3 protein-coding genes are annotated in these 23,231 nt (G+C 73.6%); all 3 read left to right on the forward strand.

The window, feature by feature from the left end:
* The first annotated feature begins 234 nt into the window (after positions 1–234).
* Genes glyA through ACFYMU_RS20085 form a run of 3 tightly spaced genes read left to right on the forward strand, consistent with a single transcriptional unit; the run spans position 235 to position 23,218 of the window.
* Complete coding sequence (glyA, locus tag ACFYMU_RS20075; RefSeq protein WP_388375158.1) at positions 235–1,569, forward strand: serine hydroxymethyltransferase; 1,335 nt, start codon at positions 235–237, stop codon at positions 1,567–1,569.
* Positions 1,566–6,917 carry an amino acid adenylation domain-containing protein gene (locus ACFYMU_RS20080; protein WP_388374611.1) on the forward strand — a complete coding sequence of 1,784 codons (5,352 nt, stop codon included), beginning with the start codon at positions 1,566–1,568 and terminating at the stop codon, positions 6,915–6,917. The genes glyA and ACFYMU_RS20080 overlap by 4 nt, the downstream gene beginning before the upstream one ends.
* Positions 6,914–23,218 (forward strand): amino acid adenylation domain-containing protein, encoded by a 16,305-nt coding sequence (locus ACFYMU_RS20085; RefSeq protein ID WP_388374613.1) that lies wholly within the window; start codon positions 6,914–6,916, stop codon positions 23,216–23,218. The genes ACFYMU_RS20080 and ACFYMU_RS20085 overlap by 4 nt, the downstream gene beginning before the upstream one ends.
* Positions 23,219–23,231: the final 13 nt, after the last annotated feature.

Consider the following 23,231-nt stretch of genomic DNA (forward strand, 5'->3'; position numbering starts at 1 on the left):
GCCGTGCGGCGCGAAAGTTACGGTCCTTTCATCCGAGGAAATTCGCGAAACGGACCGATATCGCATTCAGTTCTTCCGGGCTTTATTCATCGACGGAATCACATGAGAGACGAGGTGGACGACATGGCCGGTCATTGGAGCACCGACGTGGTGGAGACGGCCCGCAGGAACGCCGGGTCCGAGGCGGAGCAGGCCACGACCACGAGCGAGCAGGCGGCGCTGCTCGCCATCGGGATGGAGACCCTGCACCGCGGCGACCCGGAGCTGGCGCGGCTGCTGGACGCCGAAGTGCGCCACCAGGGCACCACCCTGGCGATGATCGCCTCGGCCAGCATCGCGGACCCCTCGGTGCTGGCCGCGGGCGGGGCCGCCCTCTCGAACGTCACGGCGGAGGGCTATCCAGGGGCCCGCTACCATCCGGGTGCCGTCCACTTCGACGCGGTCGAGACGCTGGCCGTGGAGCGGGCCAAGGAGCTGTTCGGGGCCCGCTACGCCAACGTCCAGCCGCACTCCTGCTCCTCGGCCAACCTCGCGGTGCTCGCCGCCCTGGTCCCGCCCGGCGGCACCATCCTCGGCCTGGACCTCGACGCCGGCGGCCACCTCACCCACGGCTCACCGGCCTCGGTGACCGGCCGCCAGTACCGCGCGGTGCACTACGGCCTGGACGCCACCGGCCGCATCGACTACGACCAGGCGGAGGAACTGGCCCTCCTGCACCGGCCCAGGGTGGTCATCGCCGGGGCGAGCGCCTACCCGCGGACGGTGGACTTCGCACGCTTCCGGGCGATCGCCGACTCGGTGGGCGCGTTCCTGCTCGCGGACATTTCGCACATCGCGGGCCTGGTCGCCGCGGGCCGGCACCCGAGCCCCATCGACGTCGCCCACCTGACGACGACCAGCACCTACAAGCAACTGGGCGGCCCGCGCGGCGGGCTGATCCTCAGCGGCGGCGAGCACCGCACCCCGGGACCCGACGGCCGCACCCCGCTGTCGCGGCTGATGCAGCGGGCGGTGTTCCCGCAGTCGCAGGGCACGCCCGGCCCGGCCACCATCGCGGCCAAGGCCCGCGCCTTCGCGATCGCCGGTTCCCCGCGGTTCCGTGAGACGGCCCGTCTGATCGTCGAGGACGCGAGCGCCCTCGCCGCCGAACTGGCCGGGCTCGGCTACCGGATCCTCACCGGCGGCACCGACAACCACATGGTCCTGATCGACGTGATCGACCGCGGCCTGAGCGGGGTCGTCGCCGAACGCGCCCTGGAGGAGTGCGGGATCCTCGCCAACCGCAACCGCATCCCCGGCGACACCAAGCCGCCCCTGGTCACCAGCGGACTGCGGCTGGGCACCAACATCCTCGCCCAGCGCGGCATGGGCCCCGAGCACATGGCCGAGTGCGCCCGTCTGATGCACACGGTCCTCGACGGCACCGCCCCGGTGACCGACACCGAGTACGTCCTCGACCCCGCCCTCGTCGCCCGCGTCCGCGACGCCGTGCGCGACCTGTGCGTGCGCCACCCCCTGCCGCTCGGGCGGACCACCCTCCCCGCGACCCTGATCGGAGCCGGACAGTGAGCCACGACCACCTTCAGGACACCGACGGGCCGTGGCCGCCCGTGCTGCTGCCGGCCGACCGGCCGCGCCGGCCCGGCGCCGGGGCCCGGTGCTCGGCGGCCGTCCGCGCCGGCTTCCGGACCGCCGCCGGCCCCGAGCCGCTGACGGCCGCGTTCGCCGCGGTGCTGTCCCGCTACACCGGCCAGGACCGGATCGGCGTCGGCACCGCCGACGGGACGCTGCGGTTCCGGGTCGACGGGAGCGCGACGCTCGGGGAGCTGGCGGCGGCTGCCGTCCCGGCCGCCACCGCCGGGCCCGAGGCCGTCGGCATCAGGTTCGGCTCCGAGGAGGACCGGGACACCGGCACCGCCGGCTGCGAACTCAGGCTCGTGGTGCGGCCCGGGTCCCTCGAACTGCGCTACGACCCCCGGCTCTTCGACGAGGCCACCGCCGAGCGGTTCCTCGACCACTACCGCACCCTCGCCGAGGACGGCGTGCGCAACCCGCACACGCCGGTCTCGCGGCTGCGCCTGCTCACCGACACCGAGCTGCACCGCACCCTCGTCGAGTGGAACGACACCGCCGCCGAACTGCCGCACGCCATCTGCCTGCACGAGGCGTTCGAGGCGCGCGCGGAGGAGCGGCCCGACGCGGTCGCGGTGGTCCACGAGGGAGACCACCGCACCTTCGCCGAGGTCAACGCGGACGCCAACCGCCTCGCCCACAAGCTGCTTTCGCTCGGCGTCGGCCCCGACGTACGGGTCGGGCTGTGCCTGGACCGCTCGCCCGCCCTGCTGGTGGCGATCCTCGGCATCCTCAAGGCGGGCGGCGCGTATGTGCCGCTGGACCCGGACTACCCCGCGCAGCGGATCGCCGCCATGGTCCGCGGCACCGCCTGCGCCGTGATGGTCAGCCGCGCCGATCTCACCGGGAACCTGCCCGAGGAGGCGGGCCGGCCGCTGGTGCTGCTGGAGCGGGACGGCGGCGGTCTCGACGACTGGCCGGACCACGACCCGGGCGCCCTCGCCACCCCGGACGACCTCTGCTACGTCATCCACACCTCGGGCTCCACGGGCGCGCCCAAGCCGATCGCGCTGCGCCACCGGGGCGTCATGAACAACATCGCCGACCTCAACTCCCGCTTCGCCGCGGGCCCGCAGGACCGGGTGCTGTCGCTGTCGTCGCCCAGCTTCGACATGTCGGTCTACGAGTACCTCGGCATCACCACGGCCGGCGGGGCCGTCGTCGTACCGTCGCCGGGCCGCGTCAAGGACCCCGCGCACTGGCACGAGCTGCTGACCGCCGAGGGCATCACCGTCTGGAACACCGCCCCGGCCCTGCTGGAACTGCTCGTCGACCACCTGGAGCAGACGGGTGCCGAGCCGCTGCCGCACCTGCGGGCGGCGATGCTCGGCGGCGACTGGATCCCCGTGCCGCTGCCCGACCGGGTCCGCCGGGTCGCCCCCGGCATGCGCCTGATCACGCTCGGCGGGGTCACCGAGGCGTCCATCCACTCCACGATCTACGAGGTCGGCGAGGTCGACCCGGAGTGGGCGAGCATCCCCTACGGCCGCCCGATGGCGAACCAGCACACCTACATCCTCGACGACGCGCTGCAGCCGGTGCCCCCGGGCGTCGCCGGGGAGCTGTACGTCGGCGGCATCGGTGTCGCCCGCGAGTACCTGGGCCAGCCCGAGAAGACCGCGGAGCGATTCCTCGACTGGTCGCACGCCGGCGTCAGCGACCGCATCTACCGCACCGGCGACATGGCGCGCTTCGGCCCCGACGGTCTGATCGAACTGCTCGGCCGCGTCGACTTCCAGGTCAAGCTGAACGGCCTGCGGGTCGAACTGGGCGAGATCGAGGCGGTGCTGCGCGCCCACCCGTCCGTGCAGGCGAGCGCCGTCGTCGCGCACCGCAACCAGCTGGTGGCGTACGTCGTCGCCGAGGACGGCGTGGACACGGCCCGGCTCGGCCGCCTCGCCGCCGAGAAGCTGCCGGCGTTCATGGTCCCGGCGGCGGTCGTCCGCCTGGAGCGGCTGCCGCTCACCCCGAACGGCAAGGTCGACCGCAAGGCGCTGCCCGAACCGGACCTGACCGGCGGTGCCTACCGGGCACCGAGCGGAGAGCGCGAGGAGACGCTCGCCGGGGTCTTCGCCGAGGTGCTGGGCCTGGAACGGGTCGGCGCCGACGACGACTTCCTGGCGCTGGGCGGCGACAGCATCCGCGCCATCAAGGTCGTCACCCGGGCCCGCGCCCGCGGCGTCGAGATCACCCCGAAGCAGGTGCTGCACAGCCGTACCGTCGCCGCGCTCGCCCGCGCGGCGGGTGAGGTGGGCGAGGCGGACGAGGCGGACGAGGCGACCACGCCGGACACCGCCCCCCTGGTCGACGTCGCCGTGGACGACCTCGCCGCCTGGCGGCAGCGCTACCCGGGTCTCGCCGACGTCTGGCCGCTCACCCCGATGCAGTCCGGCATGCTCTTCGAGTCGATGCTCAGCGACGGCGGCCACGACGCGTACCAGATGCAGACGCTGTTCACCCTGAGCGGCGACGTCGACGCGGACCGGCTGCACGCGGCGGGGCAGGCACTCCTCGACCGGTACGCCAACCTGCGCACGGCCTTCGTCCCGGACGCCTCCGGCACGCTCGTGCAACTGGTCGTCGACGGCGTCGAGCTGCCCTGGCGGGAGATCGACCTCAGCGACCTGCCCGACCCCCGACGTGACGAGGCACTGCGGCGGTTCCTCGCCGAGGACCGTGCCGCCCGCTTCGACCGGGCCGTGCCGCCGCTGCTGCGCCTGACGCTCGTCCGGCTCGCACCGGACCGCTGCGAACTCGTCCTCACCTCGCACCACGTGCTGTTCGACGGCTGGTCGGAGGAGCTGCTGGGCCAGGACCTGCTGCGCCTGTACGCGGCTGGCGGCGACGCCTCGCGGGTGCCCGCGGTGCGCGGCTTCCGGGACTTCCTGGCCTGGCTGGCCCGCAGGGACCGGGAGGAGAGCGCCCGCGCCTGGGCCGACGAACTGGCCGGGGTCGACGAGCCGACCACCCTGGTCCCGGCCACGGCGCCGCGTGCCGAGGCCGGCGAGGTGTCGGAGGTCGAGCTGCTGCTGAGCCCGCAGGAGAGGCGCCGGCTGGCCGCCTGCTGCGCCGGCCTGGGCGTCACCCTCAACACCCTGGTGCAGGGCGCCTGGGCGGTCCTGCTCGGCGGGCTGACCGGGCGGGACGACGTGGTGTTCGGCGCCGCGGTCTCCGGCCGGCCCGCGGACCTGCCGGGGGTGGAGTCGATGGCCGGGCTGTTCATCAACACCGTCCCCGTCCGTGCCCGCCCCGCGCCCGGGAGCACGGCGGCCGAGCTGCTGACCGCACTGCAGGAGCGCCAGACGGCCCTGCTCGACCACCATCACCACCCGCTGACGGAGATCCACCGGGCCGTGGGCCTGGACGCCCTGTTCGACACCCTGGTCGCGTTCCAGTCGTACCCGGTGGACCGCGCGCCCGGCGGCGGGGTGGAGATCACCGAGGTGCGCTCGGTCGGCGGGGCCAACTACCCCCTCGCCCTGATCGTCGAGTCGGAACCGCGGCTGCGGCTCACCCTCCAGTACCACCCGAGCCTCTTCGAGCGCGGCACCGCCGAGGACATCGCGGCCCGGCTGCGGTCCGTGCTCGGCCAGATCGCGGACGACCCGCGGCATTTGATCGGCGCCGTCGACCTGTTGCTGCCCCACGAGGAGCAGCCGCTGACCGGGCCCGCCGCGCCGCTGCCGGCCGAGACGGTCACCGAACTGTTCGGGCAGCGGGTGGCGGCCGCCCCCGGCGCGGTCGCGGTGGCGGACGGCGGCACATCGCTGACGTACGCGCAACTGGACGAGAGGGCAGGCCGGTTGGCGGCCGCCCTGCTCCGGCGGGGCGTGGCACCCGAGACCGTCGTCGGCCTCGATCTGCCGTGCACCGCCGACCTGGCGGTGGCGCTGCTGGGCACGCTGCGCGCGGGAGCCGCCTACACCGTGCTCGCGCCGGGCCGGGAGCGGCCGGAACTGACGCTCACCGCACTCGAGTACGCGGACGGCGGGGCCCACGGACGCGTCGGGCCGCGGCGGCTGGCCTGTGTGGACGCCGGGGGTGTCGCGACCGAGCACCGCGCGCTGGTGAACGGCCTGCGGAACCTCGCGGACAGCGCGGGCCTGGCGCCCGGCACCCGGCTGCTGGCCGCGTCACCGCCCGGTGACGCGGCGGCCTTCGAACTCCTCGCCGGGCTGTGCGCCGGGGCGAGCGTCCGCATCGGCACCCGGGAGGGCTGGAGCGCGGACGTGATCAGCACCCGTGCCCCGGTGCTGGCGGCGGCGCTCGACAGCCGGCCGGAGATCGACGCCACCACCGTGGTCCTCACCGGGGACGTGCTGCTCGGCTCCCTGGTGCGGCGGCTGCGCGAGACGGTCCCCGGCGTGCGGATCGTGACCGGCTACGGCCCGACCGAGACCATCCGCGCCGCCGCGCTCACCGCGGCCGAGGGGTGGCGGGGCGACGGCCCGGCTCCGCTGGGCTCCGTACTGGGCAACATGCGGGCCTACGTGCTCGACCCGGCCCTGCGGCCCATCCCGGCGGGTGTCACCGGTGAGCTGTACGTCGCCGGGGAACTGGCCCGCGGCTACCGGGACCTGCCCGCGCCGACCGCCCTGCGGTTCGTGCCCGACCCGTACGGGCCGCCCGGCTCGCGGATGTACCGCACCGGCGACCTGGCCCGCTGGACCGGCGGCGGCCGGCTCGAGTACGCGGGCCGGACCGGCGCCTGGGCCAGGGTGCGCGGGCACCGCTTCCAGACCGGCGACATCGAGGCCGTGCTGGCCGCGCACCCCGGGGTGTCCCAGGCGGCGGTCACGGCGGACGGCGAGCGGATCACCGCGTACGTGGTCGGCCCGCCCGAGGCGGGCGAGCTGCGGGAGTTCACCGCCCGCCGGCTGCCGGACCACATGGTCCCCACCGCCTTCGTGTCCCTGGCCGGGCTGCCGCTCGCGCCGGACGGCACGGTCGACCGGGAGGCGCTCGCCCCACCCGCCCCGGCCGCGGCCGACGACGGGCACCGCCCCGGCCGCACCCCGCAGGAGGAGGCGATGTGCGCCCTGTTCGCCGAGGTGCTCGGGGCCGAGCGGGTGGGCATCGACGACAACTTCTTCAACCTGGGCGGCAATTCGCTGACCGCCACCCGGCTGATCGGCCAGCTGCGCAGGCGGCTCGGCATCGAGACGTCCCTGCGCACCCTCTTCCAATATCCGTCCATCGCGGAGCTTTCGGGCCGGGTCACCACGGCCACCGGCACCACGAGCCGCCCCCGTCTGCGCAAGATGACCAAGGAGCAGTCCCAGTGATCCCCCTGTCGTACGCACAGCGCCGGCTGTGGTTCCTCGACCGCTTCGAGGGCCCCTCCGCGACCTACAACGTGCCGATGGCGTTGTGGCTGACCGGTGACCTGGACACGGACGCGCTGAGCGCCGCGGTCCGGGACGTGGTCGGCCGGCACGAGAGCCTGCGCACGGTCCTCTTCGACCAGGACGGCGTCCCCTACCAGCGCGTCCTCGACCCCGGGCAGGCGCACCTCGACGTCCCGGTCCGCACGGTGCCGCCGGAGCAGGTGCGCGACGCCGTCGACGAGGCGATCTCCCACGAGTTCGACCTCTACGCCGAGATACCGGTCCGGGCGTGCATCCTGCGGCACGCCCCCGACGAGCACGTCCTGGTGCTGCTGTTCCACCACATCGCGGCGGACGGCGAGTCCGGGGCCCCGCTGCTGCGCGACCTGGCGGCCGCCTACACCGCCCGGCGCGAGGGCCGGCCCCCCGTGTTCGCCGAACTCCCCGTCCAGTACGCCGACTACGCGCTCTGGCAGCGGGAGATGCTCGGCGAACCGGACGACCCGGACAGCGTCCTGTCCGGCCAGCTCGCGTACTGGCAGGAGCGGCTGGCGGATCTGGAGCAGCCGCTGAACCTGCCGCTCGACCGGGTCCGCCCCTCGGTCGCGAGCCGTCGGGGCGACCATGTCGAGTTCCGCATCGAGCCCGCGCTGCGGGCCCGGGCCGAACGGCTGGCGGCGGAGCGGGGGCTGACCGTCTCCATGGTGCTGCAGTCGGTGCTGGCCGTCCTGCTGCACCACCTCGGTGCCGGTGACGACGTCCCGATCGGCGCGCCCATCGCGGGCCGCGTCGACGAGGACCTCGCCGATCTGGTCGGCTTCTTCGTCAACACCTGGGTGCTGCGGGTGCGGATGACCGGCGACCCCACCTTCGAGGACCTCCTGGAACAGGTGCGGGACAGCGCGCTGGGCGCGTACGAGAACCAGGACGCGCCCTTCGAGATGCTGGTCGACCGGCTGAGCCCGGAGCGCTCCACCGCCTACAACCCGCTCTTCCAGGTCTTCTTCGCCTGGCAGAACATCAGCCGCGCGGAGATCGAGCTGCCCGGCCTCACCACCCGGCTGGACTTCGAGCAACTGGGCACCCGGACCGCCAAGTTCGACCTGGAGTTCAATGTCGCCCCGGACGGGCGGGACGGGGCGCGGGGCACCATCGAGTACGCCACGGACCTGTTCGACCGTGCGACCGTGCAGGCCATCGGCGACCGGTACGTACGCGTCCTGGAGCAGCTGGTGGCCGACCCGGCGCGGCCGGTGGGCGCCCTGGACGTGCTCGCGCCGGCCGAGCGGGAGCGGCTCGACGCGGTCAACGACACCGCCGTCGCGGTACCGGACGTCAGCGTCCCGGCGCTGTTCGAGCGGCAGGCCGCACGGACGCCGGACGCCGTCGCCGTGGTGTTCGAGGGCACGCAGGTGACGTACGGCGACCTCGACGCGCGGGCCGATCACCTGGCACACGAACTGGCCGGCCGGGGCGTCGGCCCCGAGGCGGTGGTCGGGCTGGCACTGCCCCGCTCCGTGGACCTCGTCGTCGGCATGCTCGCGGTGCTGAAGGCGGGCGGCGCCTATCTGCCGATCGACCCGAAGTACCCGAGCCACCGCCTGGAGTACATCCTCGCCGAGGCCCGGCCGCGGCTCGTCCTCACGGACACGGACACCGCCCCGGTGCTGCCGCGCACGGACGCGCCCCTGCTCTTCCTCGACGACCTCCCGGCGGGCCGGTCCGCCGCCGGGCCCCCGCGCGTGGCGCCGGCGCCGGACCACCTGGCCTACGTGATGTACACCTCCGGCTCCAGCGGCACCCCCAAGGGCGTGGCCGTCACCCACGGCAACGTGGTCAACGGCATCACGCACCTGGCCGGACTGATCCAGGCCGGGCCGGGCCGGACCGCCCTGGCGAGCACGTCCGTCAACTTCGACGTGTCGGTCTTCGAGATCTTCACCAACCTCTGCCACGGCGGCACCGTCGAGATCGTCCGGGACGTCCTCGCGCTCGCCGAACGCGACCGCTGGGACGGCCGGATCATCTCCACCGTCCCGTCGGCCTTCGGCGAGCTGGTCGAGCAGACGGCCGGCCGGATCAGCCCGGACACCCTGGTGTTCGCGGGCGAGGCGCTGCCCGCCGCGCTCGTGCACACGGTGCGGGCCGCGTTCCCCGGCGTGCGGGTGATCAACGCGTACGGGCAGACGGAGTCGTTCTACGCGACCGCCTTCACCGTCGGCGACGACTGGGAGGGCACCGGCAGTGCGCCGATCGGCACCCCGCTCGGCAACATGCGGGCGTACGTCCTCGGACCGGGCCTACGGCCCGTCGCCCCCGGGGTCGCCGGTGAGCTGTACATCGCCGGGAACGTGGCGCGCGGCTACCACGGCCGCCCCGACCTGACCGCCGAGCGCTTCCTGCCCGACCCGTACGGGCCGCCCGGCGCCCGCATGTACCGCACCGGCGACCTGGCCCGCTGGAACGGCCGGGGACAGCTGGAGTACGCGGGCCGCGGCGACGCCCAGGTGAAGGTGCGCGGCTTCCGTATCGAGCCCGGTGAGGTCGAGGCGGCGCTGACCGCCCACCCCGGGGTCGCCCAGGCCGCGGTGGTGGCGCGCGACACCGGCGCGGGCAAGCAGCTCGTCGGCTATGTCGTCCCCGCCTTCACCAGCGACAACGACAGCCATGACTTCCGCGCCGGCATCGAAGCCACCGATCTGCGCGCGTTCGCGTCGCAGCACCTGCCCGACTTCATGGTGCCGTCGGCGTTCGTGGTCCTGGACCGGCTGCCGCTGCTGCCCAACGGGAAGCTGGACCGCGGTGCACTGCCCGAACCGGAGTTCGGCGGCGGCGAGTACCGCGCCCCGAGCACCCCTCGGGAACAGGTCCTGGCCTCCGTGTACGCCGAGGTGCTGGGTCTTGAGCGGGTCGGTGTCGACGACGACTTCTTCGCCGTCGGCGGTGACAGCATCCGTTCCATCCAGGTCGTCTCGCGGGCCCGTGCCCAGGGTGTGGAGGTCACGCCCCGGCAGATCTTCGAACGGCGCACGGTCGCGGAGCTGGCGACGGTGGCCACGGCCGTGGGTACGGCCGCGGTCCTGGAGGAGTACGAGGGCGGTGGCACCGGTCTGCTGCCGCTGCTGCCGATCACGGAATACCTGCTCGAACTGGGCGGCTCGCACCGCCGGTTCTCGATGTCGCTGCTCGCCGAACTGCCCGCCGGGATCGACGCGGGCGGGCTGGCCGCGACCCTGAACGCGGTCTTCGACCGGCACGACGTGCTGCGTTCGCGGCTGGTGCCGGGGGAGGGACTGCACATCGGGCCCGCCGGGTCCGTCGACGCCGCCGCCCTCGTCCACCGCGTCCCGTGCGACGGCGACTGGGAGAGCGAGGCGTGGCAGCGGCTCGCCGAGGACGAACTCGACGCGGCGGCGGGCCGGCTGGACCCGGCCGCCGGGGTCATGGCGCAGTTCGTGTGGTTCGACCCCGGCCCCGATGCCGGCCGCGACGCCGGCTCCGGCCGGCTGATCATCGTGCTGCACCACCAGGTGGTGGACGGTGTCTCCTGGCGCATCCTGCTGCCGGACCTGGCGGAGGCGTGGCGGGCGGTGCGGGAGGGCCGTACGCCGGAACTGGCGCCGGTGGGCACGTCGGTGCGGCGCTGGACGCACGCGCTGATCGACGAGGCGCACAGCGCCTCCCGCACCGCGGAGCTGGAGCTGTGGCGCTCGGTGCTCGACGGCCCCGACCCGCTGCTGGGCTCCCGCCCCCTGGACCCGGTCGTCGACACCCGCACGGCGCTGGAACACCTTCCCGTGCGCCTCCCGGCGGATGTCACTCAGGCCCTGCTGACGGCGGTCCCGGCCGCCTTCCACGGCGGGGTGAACGACGGGTTGCTGGCGGCGCTTGCGGTGGCGGTGGCGGTGTGGCGGCGGTCGCGGGGCGTGGTGGAGTCCTCGACGTTGGTCCGGCTGGAGGGGCACGGGCGTGAGCAGGAGGTGGTGCCGGGTGCGGATCTGTCCCGGACGATCGGCTGGTTCACGAGCATGTTCCCGGTGCGGCTGGAGACGGCCGGGTTCGATCTGGACGAGGTGCTGGCGGGTGGTGCGGCGGCCGGCGGGCTGGTGAAGGCGGTCAAGGAGCAGTTGCTCGCGGTGCCGGACAAGGGTCTGGGGTTCGGTCTGCTGCGGTATCTGAACGAGGAGACGGCGAAGGAGCTGGCGGGGTGCCCGAGCGGGCAGATCGGCTTCAACTACCTGGGCCGGTTCTCCGCCGCCGACATGCCCGAACACCTGCGCGGCCTCGGATTCACCCAGATCCGGGAGATGACGGCGCCACTGGACGCCGACATGCCCGCCATGTCCGTGCTGGAACTCAACTCCGCGGTCGTCGACACCGACCAGGGCGCCTGCCTGGACGGCGTGATCTCCTTCCCGCCGGGCGTGCTGGACCGCGCGGCGGTCCAGGAACTCGCCGACCTGTGGTGCGCGGCGCTCACCGCGCTGGCCCGGCACGCGGCCGAGCCGGGAGCGGGCGGACTCACCCCCTCCGACCTGCCGCTGGTTACGGTGGGCCAGCGGGACATCGAGAGCTGGGAGCGGAGCTGCCCCGGCCTCGTCGACGTGTGGCCGCTGACTCCCCTCCAGTCCGGGCTGCTGTTCCACACGATGCTCGCCGACGCCTCCTTCGACGCGTACCAGATGCAGCTCGCCTTCCGGGTGGAGGGCCGGGTGGACCCGGCCCGCATGCGGGCCGCCGGGCAGGCGATGCTCGACCGGTACGCCAACCTGCGCACCGCCTTCGTCACCGACTCCGAGGGCACCCAGGTGCAGCTCGTGGTCGACGGGGTCGAACTGCCGTGGCGCGAGATCGACCTGAGCGACCTGGAGGAGTCCGCGCGGCAGGCGTCGTACGAGCGGTTCCTCGCCGAGGACCACGCCGCGCACTTCGACCCGCTCGTGCCGCCCATGCTGCGGCTGACCCTGGTACGGATGACCGAGGACCACTGCGAACTCGTCCTCACCGCCAACCACGTCCTGTTCGACGGCTGGTCCTTCCCCGTCCTGATGCAGGACCTGCTGCGCCTGTACGGCTCCCACGGGGACGCCTCCGTGCTGCCCCGGGTGCGCGGGTTCAAGGACTTCCTGCACTGGCTCTCCCGCCGGGACCACGCGCAGTCCGCGCGGGCGTGGGCGGACGAGCTGGCGGGCGTCGACGAGCCGACGCTGCTGCTGCCGGGCGCCCGGGCCGAGAAGGAGAGCACCGGCATCGGGGGCGTCCCGGTGCCCCTGGCGCCGGACCGTGTGCGCGCCCTCGGCCGGCGCGCCGCCGAGCTGGGCGTCACCGTCAACACCCTGGTGCAGGGCACCTGGGCGCTGCTGCTCGGCCAGCTCACCGGCCGGCAGGACGTCGTCTTCGGCGCCACCGTCTCCGGCCGCCCGCCCGAGGTGCAGGGCGTCGACTCCATGGTCGGGATGTTCATCAACACCCTTCCCGTACGCGTCGAGTACGGGCCGGCCGACACCCTCGCCGAGGTGCTCACCCGGCTGCAGCACCGCCAGGCGGGGCTGCTGGAGCACCACCACCACGGGCTCACGGAGATTCAGCGGGCCACCGGACTGGCGAAGCTCTTCGACACCCTGGTCGTCTTCGAGTCGTACCCCGTGGACCGCGACGGCCTCAGCGACGCGAACACGGCCGCCGGGATCGCCTTCGCCGGCATCCGCCCGACCACGGGCACGCACTACCCGCTGACCGTGATGGCGGACGCCGACCCCCATCTGCGGCTCACCCTGAACCACCAGGAGGGCGTCCTCGACCCGGAGGCCGTCGAGGCGATCGCGGCCCGCTTCGGGCGGATCCTCGGGCAGCTCGCCGACGACCCGCACCTGCCGGTCGGCCGGATCAACCTGCTGGAGCCCGCGGAGCGCGACCGGCTGCTCGCCCTGAACGACACAGCCGCCGACGTCCCGGACGTGACCGTCACCGAGCTGTTCGAACTGCAGGCGACGGCCACACCCGACGCGGTCGCCGTCGTCTTCGAGGACACCTCGGTGACGTACGCGGAACTCGACGCCCGGGCGGGCCGGCTGGCCCGCGACCTGGTCGCGCTCGGCGTCGGCTCCGAGTCCCTGGTCGCGGTGTCCCTGCCGCGCTCGGTGGAACTGGTGGTGGGGCTGCTGGCGGTGCTGAAGGCGGGCGGCGCCTATCTGCCCGTCGACCCCAAGTACCCGAGCGCGCGGCTGGCGGCGATCCTTCAGGAGGCCCGTCCACGGCTGGTCCTCACCGACACCGCCACGGCCCCCCTGCTGCCGCCGTCCGACGCACCCGTCCTCCACCTCGGCGACCTCGGCGAGGGCGACGGCTCCCCGCTCGATGTGCCGTGCAGCGCCGGGCAGTTGGCGTACGTGATGTACACCTCCGGCTCCACGGGCAAGCCCAAGGGCGTCGCCATCACCCACCGCACCCTGGTCAACGGCGTGCTGCGGCTCGCCCCGACCGTGGGCATGGGGCCCGGCCGAAGGCTGCTGGCCGGCACCTCGATCAACTTCGACGTCTCCGCGTTCGAGCTGTTCACCACCCTCACCAGCGGCGGCACCGTCGAGATCGTCCGCGATGTGCTCGTGCTGGGGGAGCGGGCGGAGGGCTGGCGCGGCAGCGTCATCAGCACCGTGCCGTCCGCGTTCGCCGAACTCGTCGACACCATCGCCGACCGGACCGAGGTGGACACCGTCGTCTTCGCCGGCGAGGCACTGCCGGCCTCCCTGGTGGAGAAGGTCCACGCGGCCTTCCCGGGAGTGCGCGTCGTCAACGCCTACGGGCAGAGCGAGTCGTTCTACGCCACCGCCTTCACGGTCTCGGGCGACGACGAGTGGAGCGGCGGCGCGCCCATCGGGTCCCCGCTCGGCAACATGCGGGCGTACGTCCTCGGCCCCGGCCTCACCCCGGTCCCGCCGGGAGCGGTCGGCGAGCTGTACGTCGCCGGGGACGTGGGCCGCGGCTATCTGGGCCGCCCTGACCTGACGGCGGAACGCTTCGTCGCCGACCCCTTCGGGCCGCCCGGCGCCCGCATGTACCGCACCGGCGACCTGGCCCGCTGGAACGAGAACGGCCGGCTGGAGTACGCCGGCCGCGGCGACGCCCAGGTCAAGGTGCGCGGCTTCCGCATCGAGCCCGGCGAGATCGAGGCGGCGCTGACCGCCCACCCCGAGGTGGACCAGGCCGTCGTGATCGCCCGCCCGGGCCCCGGCGACGGCAGGCGGCTGGTCGCGTACGCGGTGGGCGACGTCGCCCCCGACGAACTGCGCCGGTTCGCCGCCGAGCGGCTGCCCGAGTTCATGGTCCCGTCCGCCTTCGTCGCCCTGGACCGGCTGCCGCTGATGCCCAACGGCAAGCTCGACCGGGCGGCACTGCCCGAGCCCGAGGTCACCGGCACCCCCTACCGGGCGCCGCGCACCACGGCCGAGGAGACGCTGGCCGAGCTGTTCGCGCAGGTGCTGGGCCTGGAGCGGGTCGGCATCGACGACAACTTCTTCGCCCTCGGCGGCCATTCGCTGCTGGCCACCCGGCTCACCAGCCGCATCCGCGCGGTCCTCGACGCGGAGATCCCCATCCGGGCGGTCTTCGGCTCCCCGACGGTCGCGGAGCTGAGCGCCCATCTGTCCGGCGGCCTCGCGGTCCGTCCGCCGCTGCGCAGGCTCGCCGAGCGCCCCGAGCGGCTGCCGCTGTCGTTCGCCCAGCGCCGGCTGTGGTTCCTCGACCGCTTCGAGGGCCCGTCGGCGACGTACAACATCCCGATGGCACTGCGGCTGAGCGGCCCCCTGGACACCGGGGCGCTGGTCGCCGCCGTCCAGGACGTGGTCGACCGGCACGAGAGCCTGCGGACGGTGTACCGGGAGGACACGGAGGGCGTCGCGTACCAACTGGTGCTGCCGGCCCGGGAGGCCCGGCTCGCCGTCCCCGTACGGGAGGTGGCCGAACAGGACGTGGCCGCCGCCGTCGCCGAGGCCGGCACCTACGCCTTCGACCTGGCGGGGGAGATCCCCGTGCAGGCCCGGATCCTGCGGATCGGCCCCGAGGAGCACGTCCTCACCCTGGTGATCCACCACATCGCGGGCGACGGGGAGTCCATGGCTCCGCTGATCCAGGGCATCTCGCAGGCGTACGCCGCCCGCCGCCAGGGCCGCGCCCCCGAGTGGGCCGAACTGCCCGTGCAGTACGCCGACTACGCCCTGTGGCAGCGCGACCTGCTCGGCGACGCCGACGACCCCGGCAGCCTGCTGTCCGCGCAGTCGGCGTACTGGCAGGAGGCTTTGGCGGGTGCCCCGCAGCCGCTGCACCTGCCCACGGACCGGCCCCGGCCGCCGCGGGCGAGCTACCGCGGCGACATGCTGGAGTTCACCGTCGAGCCCGACCTCCTCGTGGCCGTCGAACGGCTGGCGCAGGAGCGGGACGTCACGGTGGCGATGGTCATGCAGTCCGCCTTCGCCGTCCTGCTGCGGCAGCTCGGCGCCGGCGACGACATCCCGATCGGCTCGCCGATCGCGGGCCGCACCGACGACGCGCTCGCAGATCTGATCGGCTTCTTCGTCAACACGTGGGTGCTGCGCGCCGAGATGAACGGCCACCTCACCTTCGAGGGGCTGCTCGACCAGGTCCGGGAGAAGGCCCTGTCGGCGTACGGCAATCAGGACGTGCCGTTCGAGCGGCTGGTCGAACTGCTCAACCCGGACCGCTCCACCGCCTACCACCCGCTGTTCCAGGTGATGTTCGCCTGGCAGAACTTCACCCGGGCCGACTTCGACCTGCCCGGCCTGCGCGTCGGCATCGAGCCGATCGCCACCGGGACCGCCAAGTTCGACCTGTTCCTCAACCTGACGGAGGTCACCGACGCCGACCGCCGGGAGGTCCAGGGACTGCTGGAGTACGCCACCGACCTCTTCGACCGCGAGACGGCCGAGACGATCGCGGCGCGCTTCGTGCGGGTGCTGCGCCAGGTGGTGTCCGACCCCGGGCGCCCGGTCGGAGCGGTCGACGTGCTGGAGCCGGCCGAGCGCGAGCGGCTGCTGTACGGCCTCAACGACACCGCGGAGCCGACACCCGGGACCACGCTCGTCGAGCTGTTCGAGCGGCAGGCCGCGGCCACGCCGGACGCGGTCGCGGTGGTCTTCGAGGACGACTCGGTCACCTACGCCGAACTCGACGCACGCGCCGACCGGCTGGCGCGGCGGCTGGCCGCCGCGGGAGTGGGCCCCGAGACGGTGGTGGCGCTGTCGCTGCCGCGGTCGGTGGAGCTGGTGGTGGGGCTGCTCGCGGTGCTGAAGGCGGGCGGCGCCTATCTGCCGATCGACCCGAAGTACCCGAGCCACCGGCTGGCGCACATCCTCGCCGAGGCCCGGCCGCGGCTGGTGCTGACCGACACGCGGACGGTGACCGTCCTGCCGGAGAACGACGTTCCGGCGCTCTTCGTGGACCGGCTCGGCGCCGACGTGCCGGAGCACGCCCCGGAAGCCGCCCCGCGGCCGGACAACCTGGCGTACGTCATGTACACCTCGGGCTCCACGGGCACCCCGAAGGGCGTCTCCGTCACGCACCACAACGTCGTCAACGGCATCCTGCGCCTGGCCTCCCGGCTCGGCATGGGACCCGGCTCGCGCACCCTGGCGAGCACGTCCGTCAACTTCGACGTCTCGGTGTTCGAGCTCTTCACCACGCTCACCACCGGCGGCACCGTCGAGATCGTCCGGGACGTCCTGGTCGTCGGCGAACGCGGCGGCTGGAACGGCACCGTGATCAGCACGGTCCCGTCCGCCTTCGCGGAACTCCTCGACCAGCTCGCCGACCGCATCGACGTCGACACGGTGGTCTTCGCCGGCGAGGCGCTCCCGGCCACCCTCGTGGAGCGGATGCGCGAGGCCGTCCCCGGCGTCCGCGTGATCAACGCCTACGGCCAGACCGAGTCCTTCTACGCCACGACCCACATCGCCTCCGGCACGGACGGCGGCACGGGCAGCGCACCGATCGGCTCCCCGCTCGGCAACATGCGGACGTACGTCCTCGACGCGCACCTGAGGCCGGTCCCGGCCGGTGTCGTCGGCGAGCTGTACGTCGCCGGGGACGTGGGCCGCGGCTATCTGGGCCGCCCGGACCTGACGGCCGAGCGCTTCGTCGCCGACCCGTACGGGCCGCCCGGCGCCCGCATGTACCGCACCGGCGACCTGGCCCGCTGGAACCGCCACGGCGTCCTCGAGTACGCGGGCCGCGGCGACGCCCAGGTCAAGGTGCGCGGCTTCCGCATCGAGCCCGGTGAGGTCGAGGCGGCACTGACCGCCCACCCCGAGGTGGCGCAGGCGGCGGTCGTCGTCCGTGAGACGCGCGGCGGGGCCAAGCAGCTCGTCGGGTACGTGGTGCCCGTCGGCGCGGGCACCGGCAGCGAGGACGCGGACGCCGACGGCGACGGTGTGAACGGGCTCGGCGACATCGACGTCGACCTCACCGCCGGGCTCACCGCCCGCGATCTGCGCGGCTTCATGACGAGTCGGCTGCCCGAGTTCATGGTCCCGTCCGCGTTCGTGGTCCTGGACCGGCTGCCCCTCACCCCGAACGGCAAGCTGGACCGCGGGGCGCTGCCGGAACCGGAGTTCACCGGCGAGGCCTACCGCGCCCCGCGCACCCGGGAGGAGAAGGTCCTCGCGGCCGTCTACGCGGACGTCCTGGGCCTTGAGCGGGTCGGTGTCGACGACGACTTCTTCGCCGTCGGCGGTGACAGCATCCGTTCCATCCAGGTCGTCTCGCGGGCCCGTGCCCAGGGCGTGGAGGTCACGCCCCGGCAGATCTTCGAACAGCGCACGGTCGCGGAGCTGGCGACGGTGGCCACGGCCGTGGGCACGGCCGCGGTCCTGGAGGAGTACGAGGGCGGTGGCACCGGGCTGCTGCCGCTGCTGCCGATCGCCGAGTACCTGCTCGAACTCGGCGGCAGCCACGACCGGTTCTCCATGTCGATCGCGCTGGAACTGCCCGCCGGGATCGACGCGGGCGGGCTGGCCGCGACCCTGAACGCGGTCTTCGACCGGCACGACGTGCTGCGTTCGCGGCTGGTGCCGGGGGAGGGACTGCACATCGGGCCCGCCGGGTCCGTCGACGCCGCCGCCCTCGTCCACCGCGTCCCGTGCGACGGGACCTGGGGCGAGGAGTGGCAGCGGGCGGCCCGGGACGAACTGAACGCCGCCACCGGCCGGCTGGACCCGGCCGCCGGGGTCATGGCGCGGTTCGTGTGGTTCGACCCCGGCCACGGCCGCGGGCGGCTGCTCGTCGCCCTGCACCACCTCGTCGTGGACGGTGTCTCCTGGCGCATCTTCGTGCCGGACCTGGCGGAGGCGTGGCGGGCGGTGCGGGAGGGCCGTTCGCCGGAACTGGCGCCGGTGGGCACGTCGGTGCGGCGCTGGACGCACGCGCTGATCGAGGAGGCGCACAGCGCCTCCCGCACCGCGGAGCTGGAGCTGTGGCGCTCGGTGCTCGACGGCCCCGACCCGCTGCTGGGCTCCCGCCCGCTCGACCCGGCCGTCGACACCCGCTCCACCCTGCGCCGGCTGAGCCTCCGGCTGCCCGTGGACGTCACCGAGGCACTGGTCACCACCGTCCCGGCCGCCTTCCACGGCGGGGTGAACGACGGGTTGCTGGCGGCGCTTGCGGTGGCGGTGGCGGTGTGGCGGCGGTCGCGGGGCGTGGTGGAGTCCTCGACGCTGGTCCGGCTGGAGGGGCACGGGCGTGAGCAGGAGGTGGTGCCGGGTGCGGATCTGTCCCGGACGATCGGCTGGTTCACGAGCATGTTCCCGGTGCGGCTGGAGACGGCCGGGTTCGATCTGGACGAGGTGCTGGCGGGTGGTGCGGCGGCCGGCGGGCTGGTGAAGGCGGTCAAGGAGCAGTTGCTCGCGGTGCCGGACAAGGGTCTGGGGTTCGGTCTGCTGCGGTATCTGAACGAGGAGACGGCGAAGGAGCTGGCGGGGTGCCCGAGCGGGCAGATCGGCTTCAACTACCTGGGCCGGTTCTCCGCCGCCGACATGCCCGAACACCTGCGGGACCTGGGCTGGGTGCAGCTGTCCGACGCCGACGACCTGGACGCGGACCTGGACGCCGACATGCCGGCCATGTCCACCGTGGAGATCAACTCGGCGGTCGTCGACACCGACCTCGGCGCCCAGCTCGAGGCGGTCGTCGGATTCCCGGCCGGTGTGCTGGAGCAGGCCGAGGTGCAGGAGCTGATCGACCTGTGGTGCGCGGCGCTCACCGCGCTGGCCCGGCACGCGGCCGAGCCGGGAGCGGGCGGACTCACCCCCTCCGACCTGCCGCTGGTCACGGTGGGCCAGCGGGAGATCGAGGCATGGGAGGAGGGCTACCCGGGGCTCGCGGACGTCTGGCCGCTCACCCCGCTCCAGTCCGGACTGCTGTTCCACACGCTGGTGAACGACGAGGCGATCGACGCGTACCAGATGCAGATCGCCTTCCATGTCTCCGGCCGCGTGGACCCCGTGCGGATGCGGGCCGCCGGGCAGGCGATGCTCGACCGGTACGCCAACCTGCGCACCGCCTTCGTCACGGACGCGCACGGCCACCAGGTCCAGCTCGTGCTCGATCACGTCGAACTCCCCTGGCAGGAGCTCGACCTGCGCGGGCTGCCGCCGGCCGAACGCGACGCGGCCTTCGAACGGTTCCTCGCGCACGACCACACCGTCCACTTCGACCCGGCGGCGGCGCCGCTGCTGCGGCTCGCCCTGGTCCGCACGGCCGACGACCGCTCCGAACTCGTCCTCACCGCCCACCACGTCCTCTTCGACGGCTGGTCCTTCCCGCTGCTGATGCAGGACCTGCTGCGGCTGTACGGCTCGGGCGGCGACCTCGCCGCGCTGCCGCGGGTGCGCGGCTACCGCGACTTCCTGGTGTGGCTCTCGCGGCGCGACCGGGAGGAGACCGCGCGGGCCTGGGCGGAGGAACTGGCCGGGGTGGAGGAGCCCACGCTCCTGGCACCCTCGGCACGGCCCTCGGACAAGGACGCCGGCCAGGGCGCGGACGAGGGCACAGAGGAAAGCACGGACGAGGGCACGGACGAGGGCACGGACGAGGGCACGGACGAGGGTGCGGGCGGGGCCGTCGGGCAGGTCGACATCCAGCTCCCGCTGGAGGAGGCCCGCAGCCTCAACCGCCGCGCCTCAGAACTCGGCGTCACCGTCAACACGCTCGTCCAGGGCGCCTGGGCGCTGCTGCTCGGCGAGCTGACCGGGCGGCAGGACGTCGTCTTCGGCGCCACGGTCTCCGGCCGGCCGCCCCAGCTCGCGGACGTCGACTCGATCGTCGGCCTGTTCATCAACACGCTGCCGGTCCGCGTCCGGTACGCGCCCGGCGACACCCTCGCCGACGTGCTGACCGGACTCCAGCGCCGGCAGGCCGCGCTGCTCGACCACCACTACTACGGGCTCACCGACATCCAGCAGGCCACCGGCCTGAAGACGCTCTTCGACACGCTGGTCGTCTTCGAGTCGTTCCCGGTCGACAAGGAGGGCCTGAGCGACGCCAACACCGCCTCCGGGATCGCCTTCACCGGCATCCGCCCGTTCTCGGGCACCCACTACCCGCTGACCCTGATGGCGGCCGCCGACCCGCACCTGATGCTGACCCTGCAGTTCCAGCAGCACGTCTTCGACCGGGACGCGGTGGAGGAGTTCGCGGCCCGCCTGGTGCGCATCCTGCGGCAGCTGGTGGCCGACCCCGGCACCAGGACGGCCGCACTCGACGTGCTGGAGCCGGCCGAACGCGACCGGCTGCTGGTCGAGTTCAACGACACGGCCGCCGACACCCCGGACCTGGCCATCACCGAACTCTTCGAGTTCCAGGCGGAGCGGACCCCGGACGAGGTCGCCGTGATCGCCGAGGACCGGCAGCTGACGTACCGCGAGCTCAACGCGCGGGCGAACCGGCTGGCCCGCACGCTCGTCGCCCACGGCGTCGGCGGCGAGTCGGTCGTCGCGGTCTCGCTGCCGCGCTCCGCCGATCTGGTGGTGGGGCTGCTGGCGGTGCTGAAGGCGGGCGGCGCCTATCTGCCCGTCGACCCCAAGTACCCGAGCGCGCGGCTGGCGGCGATCCTTCAGGAGGCCCGCCCGCAGCTGGTCCTCACGGACGCGGAGACCCTCCCGGTGCTGCCGCCGACGGACGTGCCCGCGCTCTTCGTGGACGGGCTCGACCTGTCGGCGGGCGACGGAGCCGACCTCGGACTGCCGCTGCACGGCGAGCAGTTGGCGTACGTGATGTACACCTCCGGCTCCACGGGCAAGCCCAAGGGCGTCGCCATCACCCACGGCAACGTGGTCAACGGCGTGCTGCGGCTGGCCTCCCGCATCGGGATGGAGCGGGGCCGGCGGCTGCTGGCCGGCACCTCGATCAACTTCGACGTGTCCGCCTTCGAGATCTTCACCACCCTCACCACCGGCGGCAGCGTGGAGGTGGTCCGGGACGTCCTGGTGCTCGGCGAGCGGGAGGGCTGGCACGGCAACGTCATCAGCACCGTCCCGTCCGCGTTCGCCGAACTCGTCGACACCATCGCCGACCGCACCAGCGTGGACACGCTGGTCTTCGCGGGCGAGGCGCTGCCCGCGTCGCTGGTGGACCGGGCACGCAGGGCCTTCCCGGGCGTACGGATCGTCAACGCCTACGGCCAGAGCGAGTCGTTCTACGCCACCACGTTCTCCGTGCCCCAGGGCGGCGAGTGGAGCGGCAGCGCGCCCATCGGCGAACCGCTGGAGAACATGCGGGCCTACGTCCTGGGTCCCGGGCTCAGGCCGGTCCCCCAGGGAGTCACGGGCGAACTGTACGTGGCCGGCAACGTGGGCCGCGGCTACCACGGCCGCCCGGCCCTCACCGCGGAACGCTTCGTCACCGACCCCTTCGGGCCGCCCGGCTCCCGCATGTACCGCACCGGCGACCTGGCGCGCTGGAACGCCGACGGGAAGCTGGAGTACGCCGGCCGCGGCGACGCCCAGGTCAAGGTGCGCGGATTCCGGGTCGAACCGGGCGAGGTCGAGGCCGCGCTCACGGCCCACCCGGGGGTGACGCAGGCGGCCGTGCTCGCCCGCGAGGGGCGCCTGGTGGCGTACGTGGTGCCCGTGGACGATCTCGACACCGGGGAGCTGCACCGGTTCGTGGCCGAGCGGCTGCCGGACTTCATGGTCCCGGCCGCCCTCGTACCGCTGGAGCGGCTGCCGCTGGCGCCCAACGGCAAGCTCGACCGGCGCGCCCTGCCCGAACCCGACTTCCTCGGCGCGGGGACCTACCGGGCGCCCAGCACCCCACGGGAGGAGCAACTGGCGGCGGTCTTCGCCGAGGTGCTGGGCCTCGAACGGGTCGGCGTCGACGACGACTTCTTCGCCCTGGGCGGGCACTCCCTGCTGGCGACCAGACTGGGCGGCAGGATCCGTACGCGGCTGGGGGTCGCGCTGCCCATGCGGGCCGTGTTCCAGTCGCCGACCGTCGCCGAGCTGGCCGCGTACATGGACTCCGGGGCCGCGGCCCGGGAGAGTTCCGACCCCTTCGCGCGGCTGCTGCCCATCCGGACGCGCGGCGACAAGGAACCGCTGTGGTGGATCCACCTCGCCGGCGGTCTCGCCTGGCCGTACCTCAACTTCACGGCGCACCTGCGGGACGACCGTCCCTCGTACGGCCTTCAGGCACGCGGATTCCATGGGGAGGAACGCGAACACTCCATTGAATCCATGGTGTCGGAGTACCTCGACCAGATATTCTCGATCCAGAAGGAAGGGCCCTTCCACCTCGTCGGCTGGTCCTTCGGCGGAGTCGTCGCCCACGCGATGGCCGCCGAACTCCAGCGGCGGGGACACGAGGTGGCACTTCTGGCCCTGCTGGACGCGGCTCCCAGCGGCCACTTCGCCGACGACCCGGACCTGGAACTCGCCCAGGTCCGCGCGCTCCTGAGGGACCACGTCGGCGACCTCGCCGGCCGGGACGAGGAACAGCTCCTGGAGATCTCGTCGGACTTCGTCGTCAACAACGTCGAGATCCTCAAGAAGTTCCGGCCGCCGGTGTTCCACGGCGACGCCCTGTTCTTCAACGCGACGCTCAACCCCGAGGCCCCGTACACGGACCAGTGGGCGGCCCACATCCGCGGTGCGCTGCACGTCCAGGACGTGGAGAGCACGCACCACGAGATGTGCCGGCCCGAGTTCGCGGCAGCCATCGCGGCGGCCATCAACCGCACGCTCGACGAGAAGTGAGGATGTGCATCCG

Source organism: Streptomyces sp. NPDC007264, from assembly GCF_042869095.1.
GTDB lineage: Bacteria > Actinomycetota > Actinomycetes > Streptomycetales > Streptomycetaceae > Streptomyces.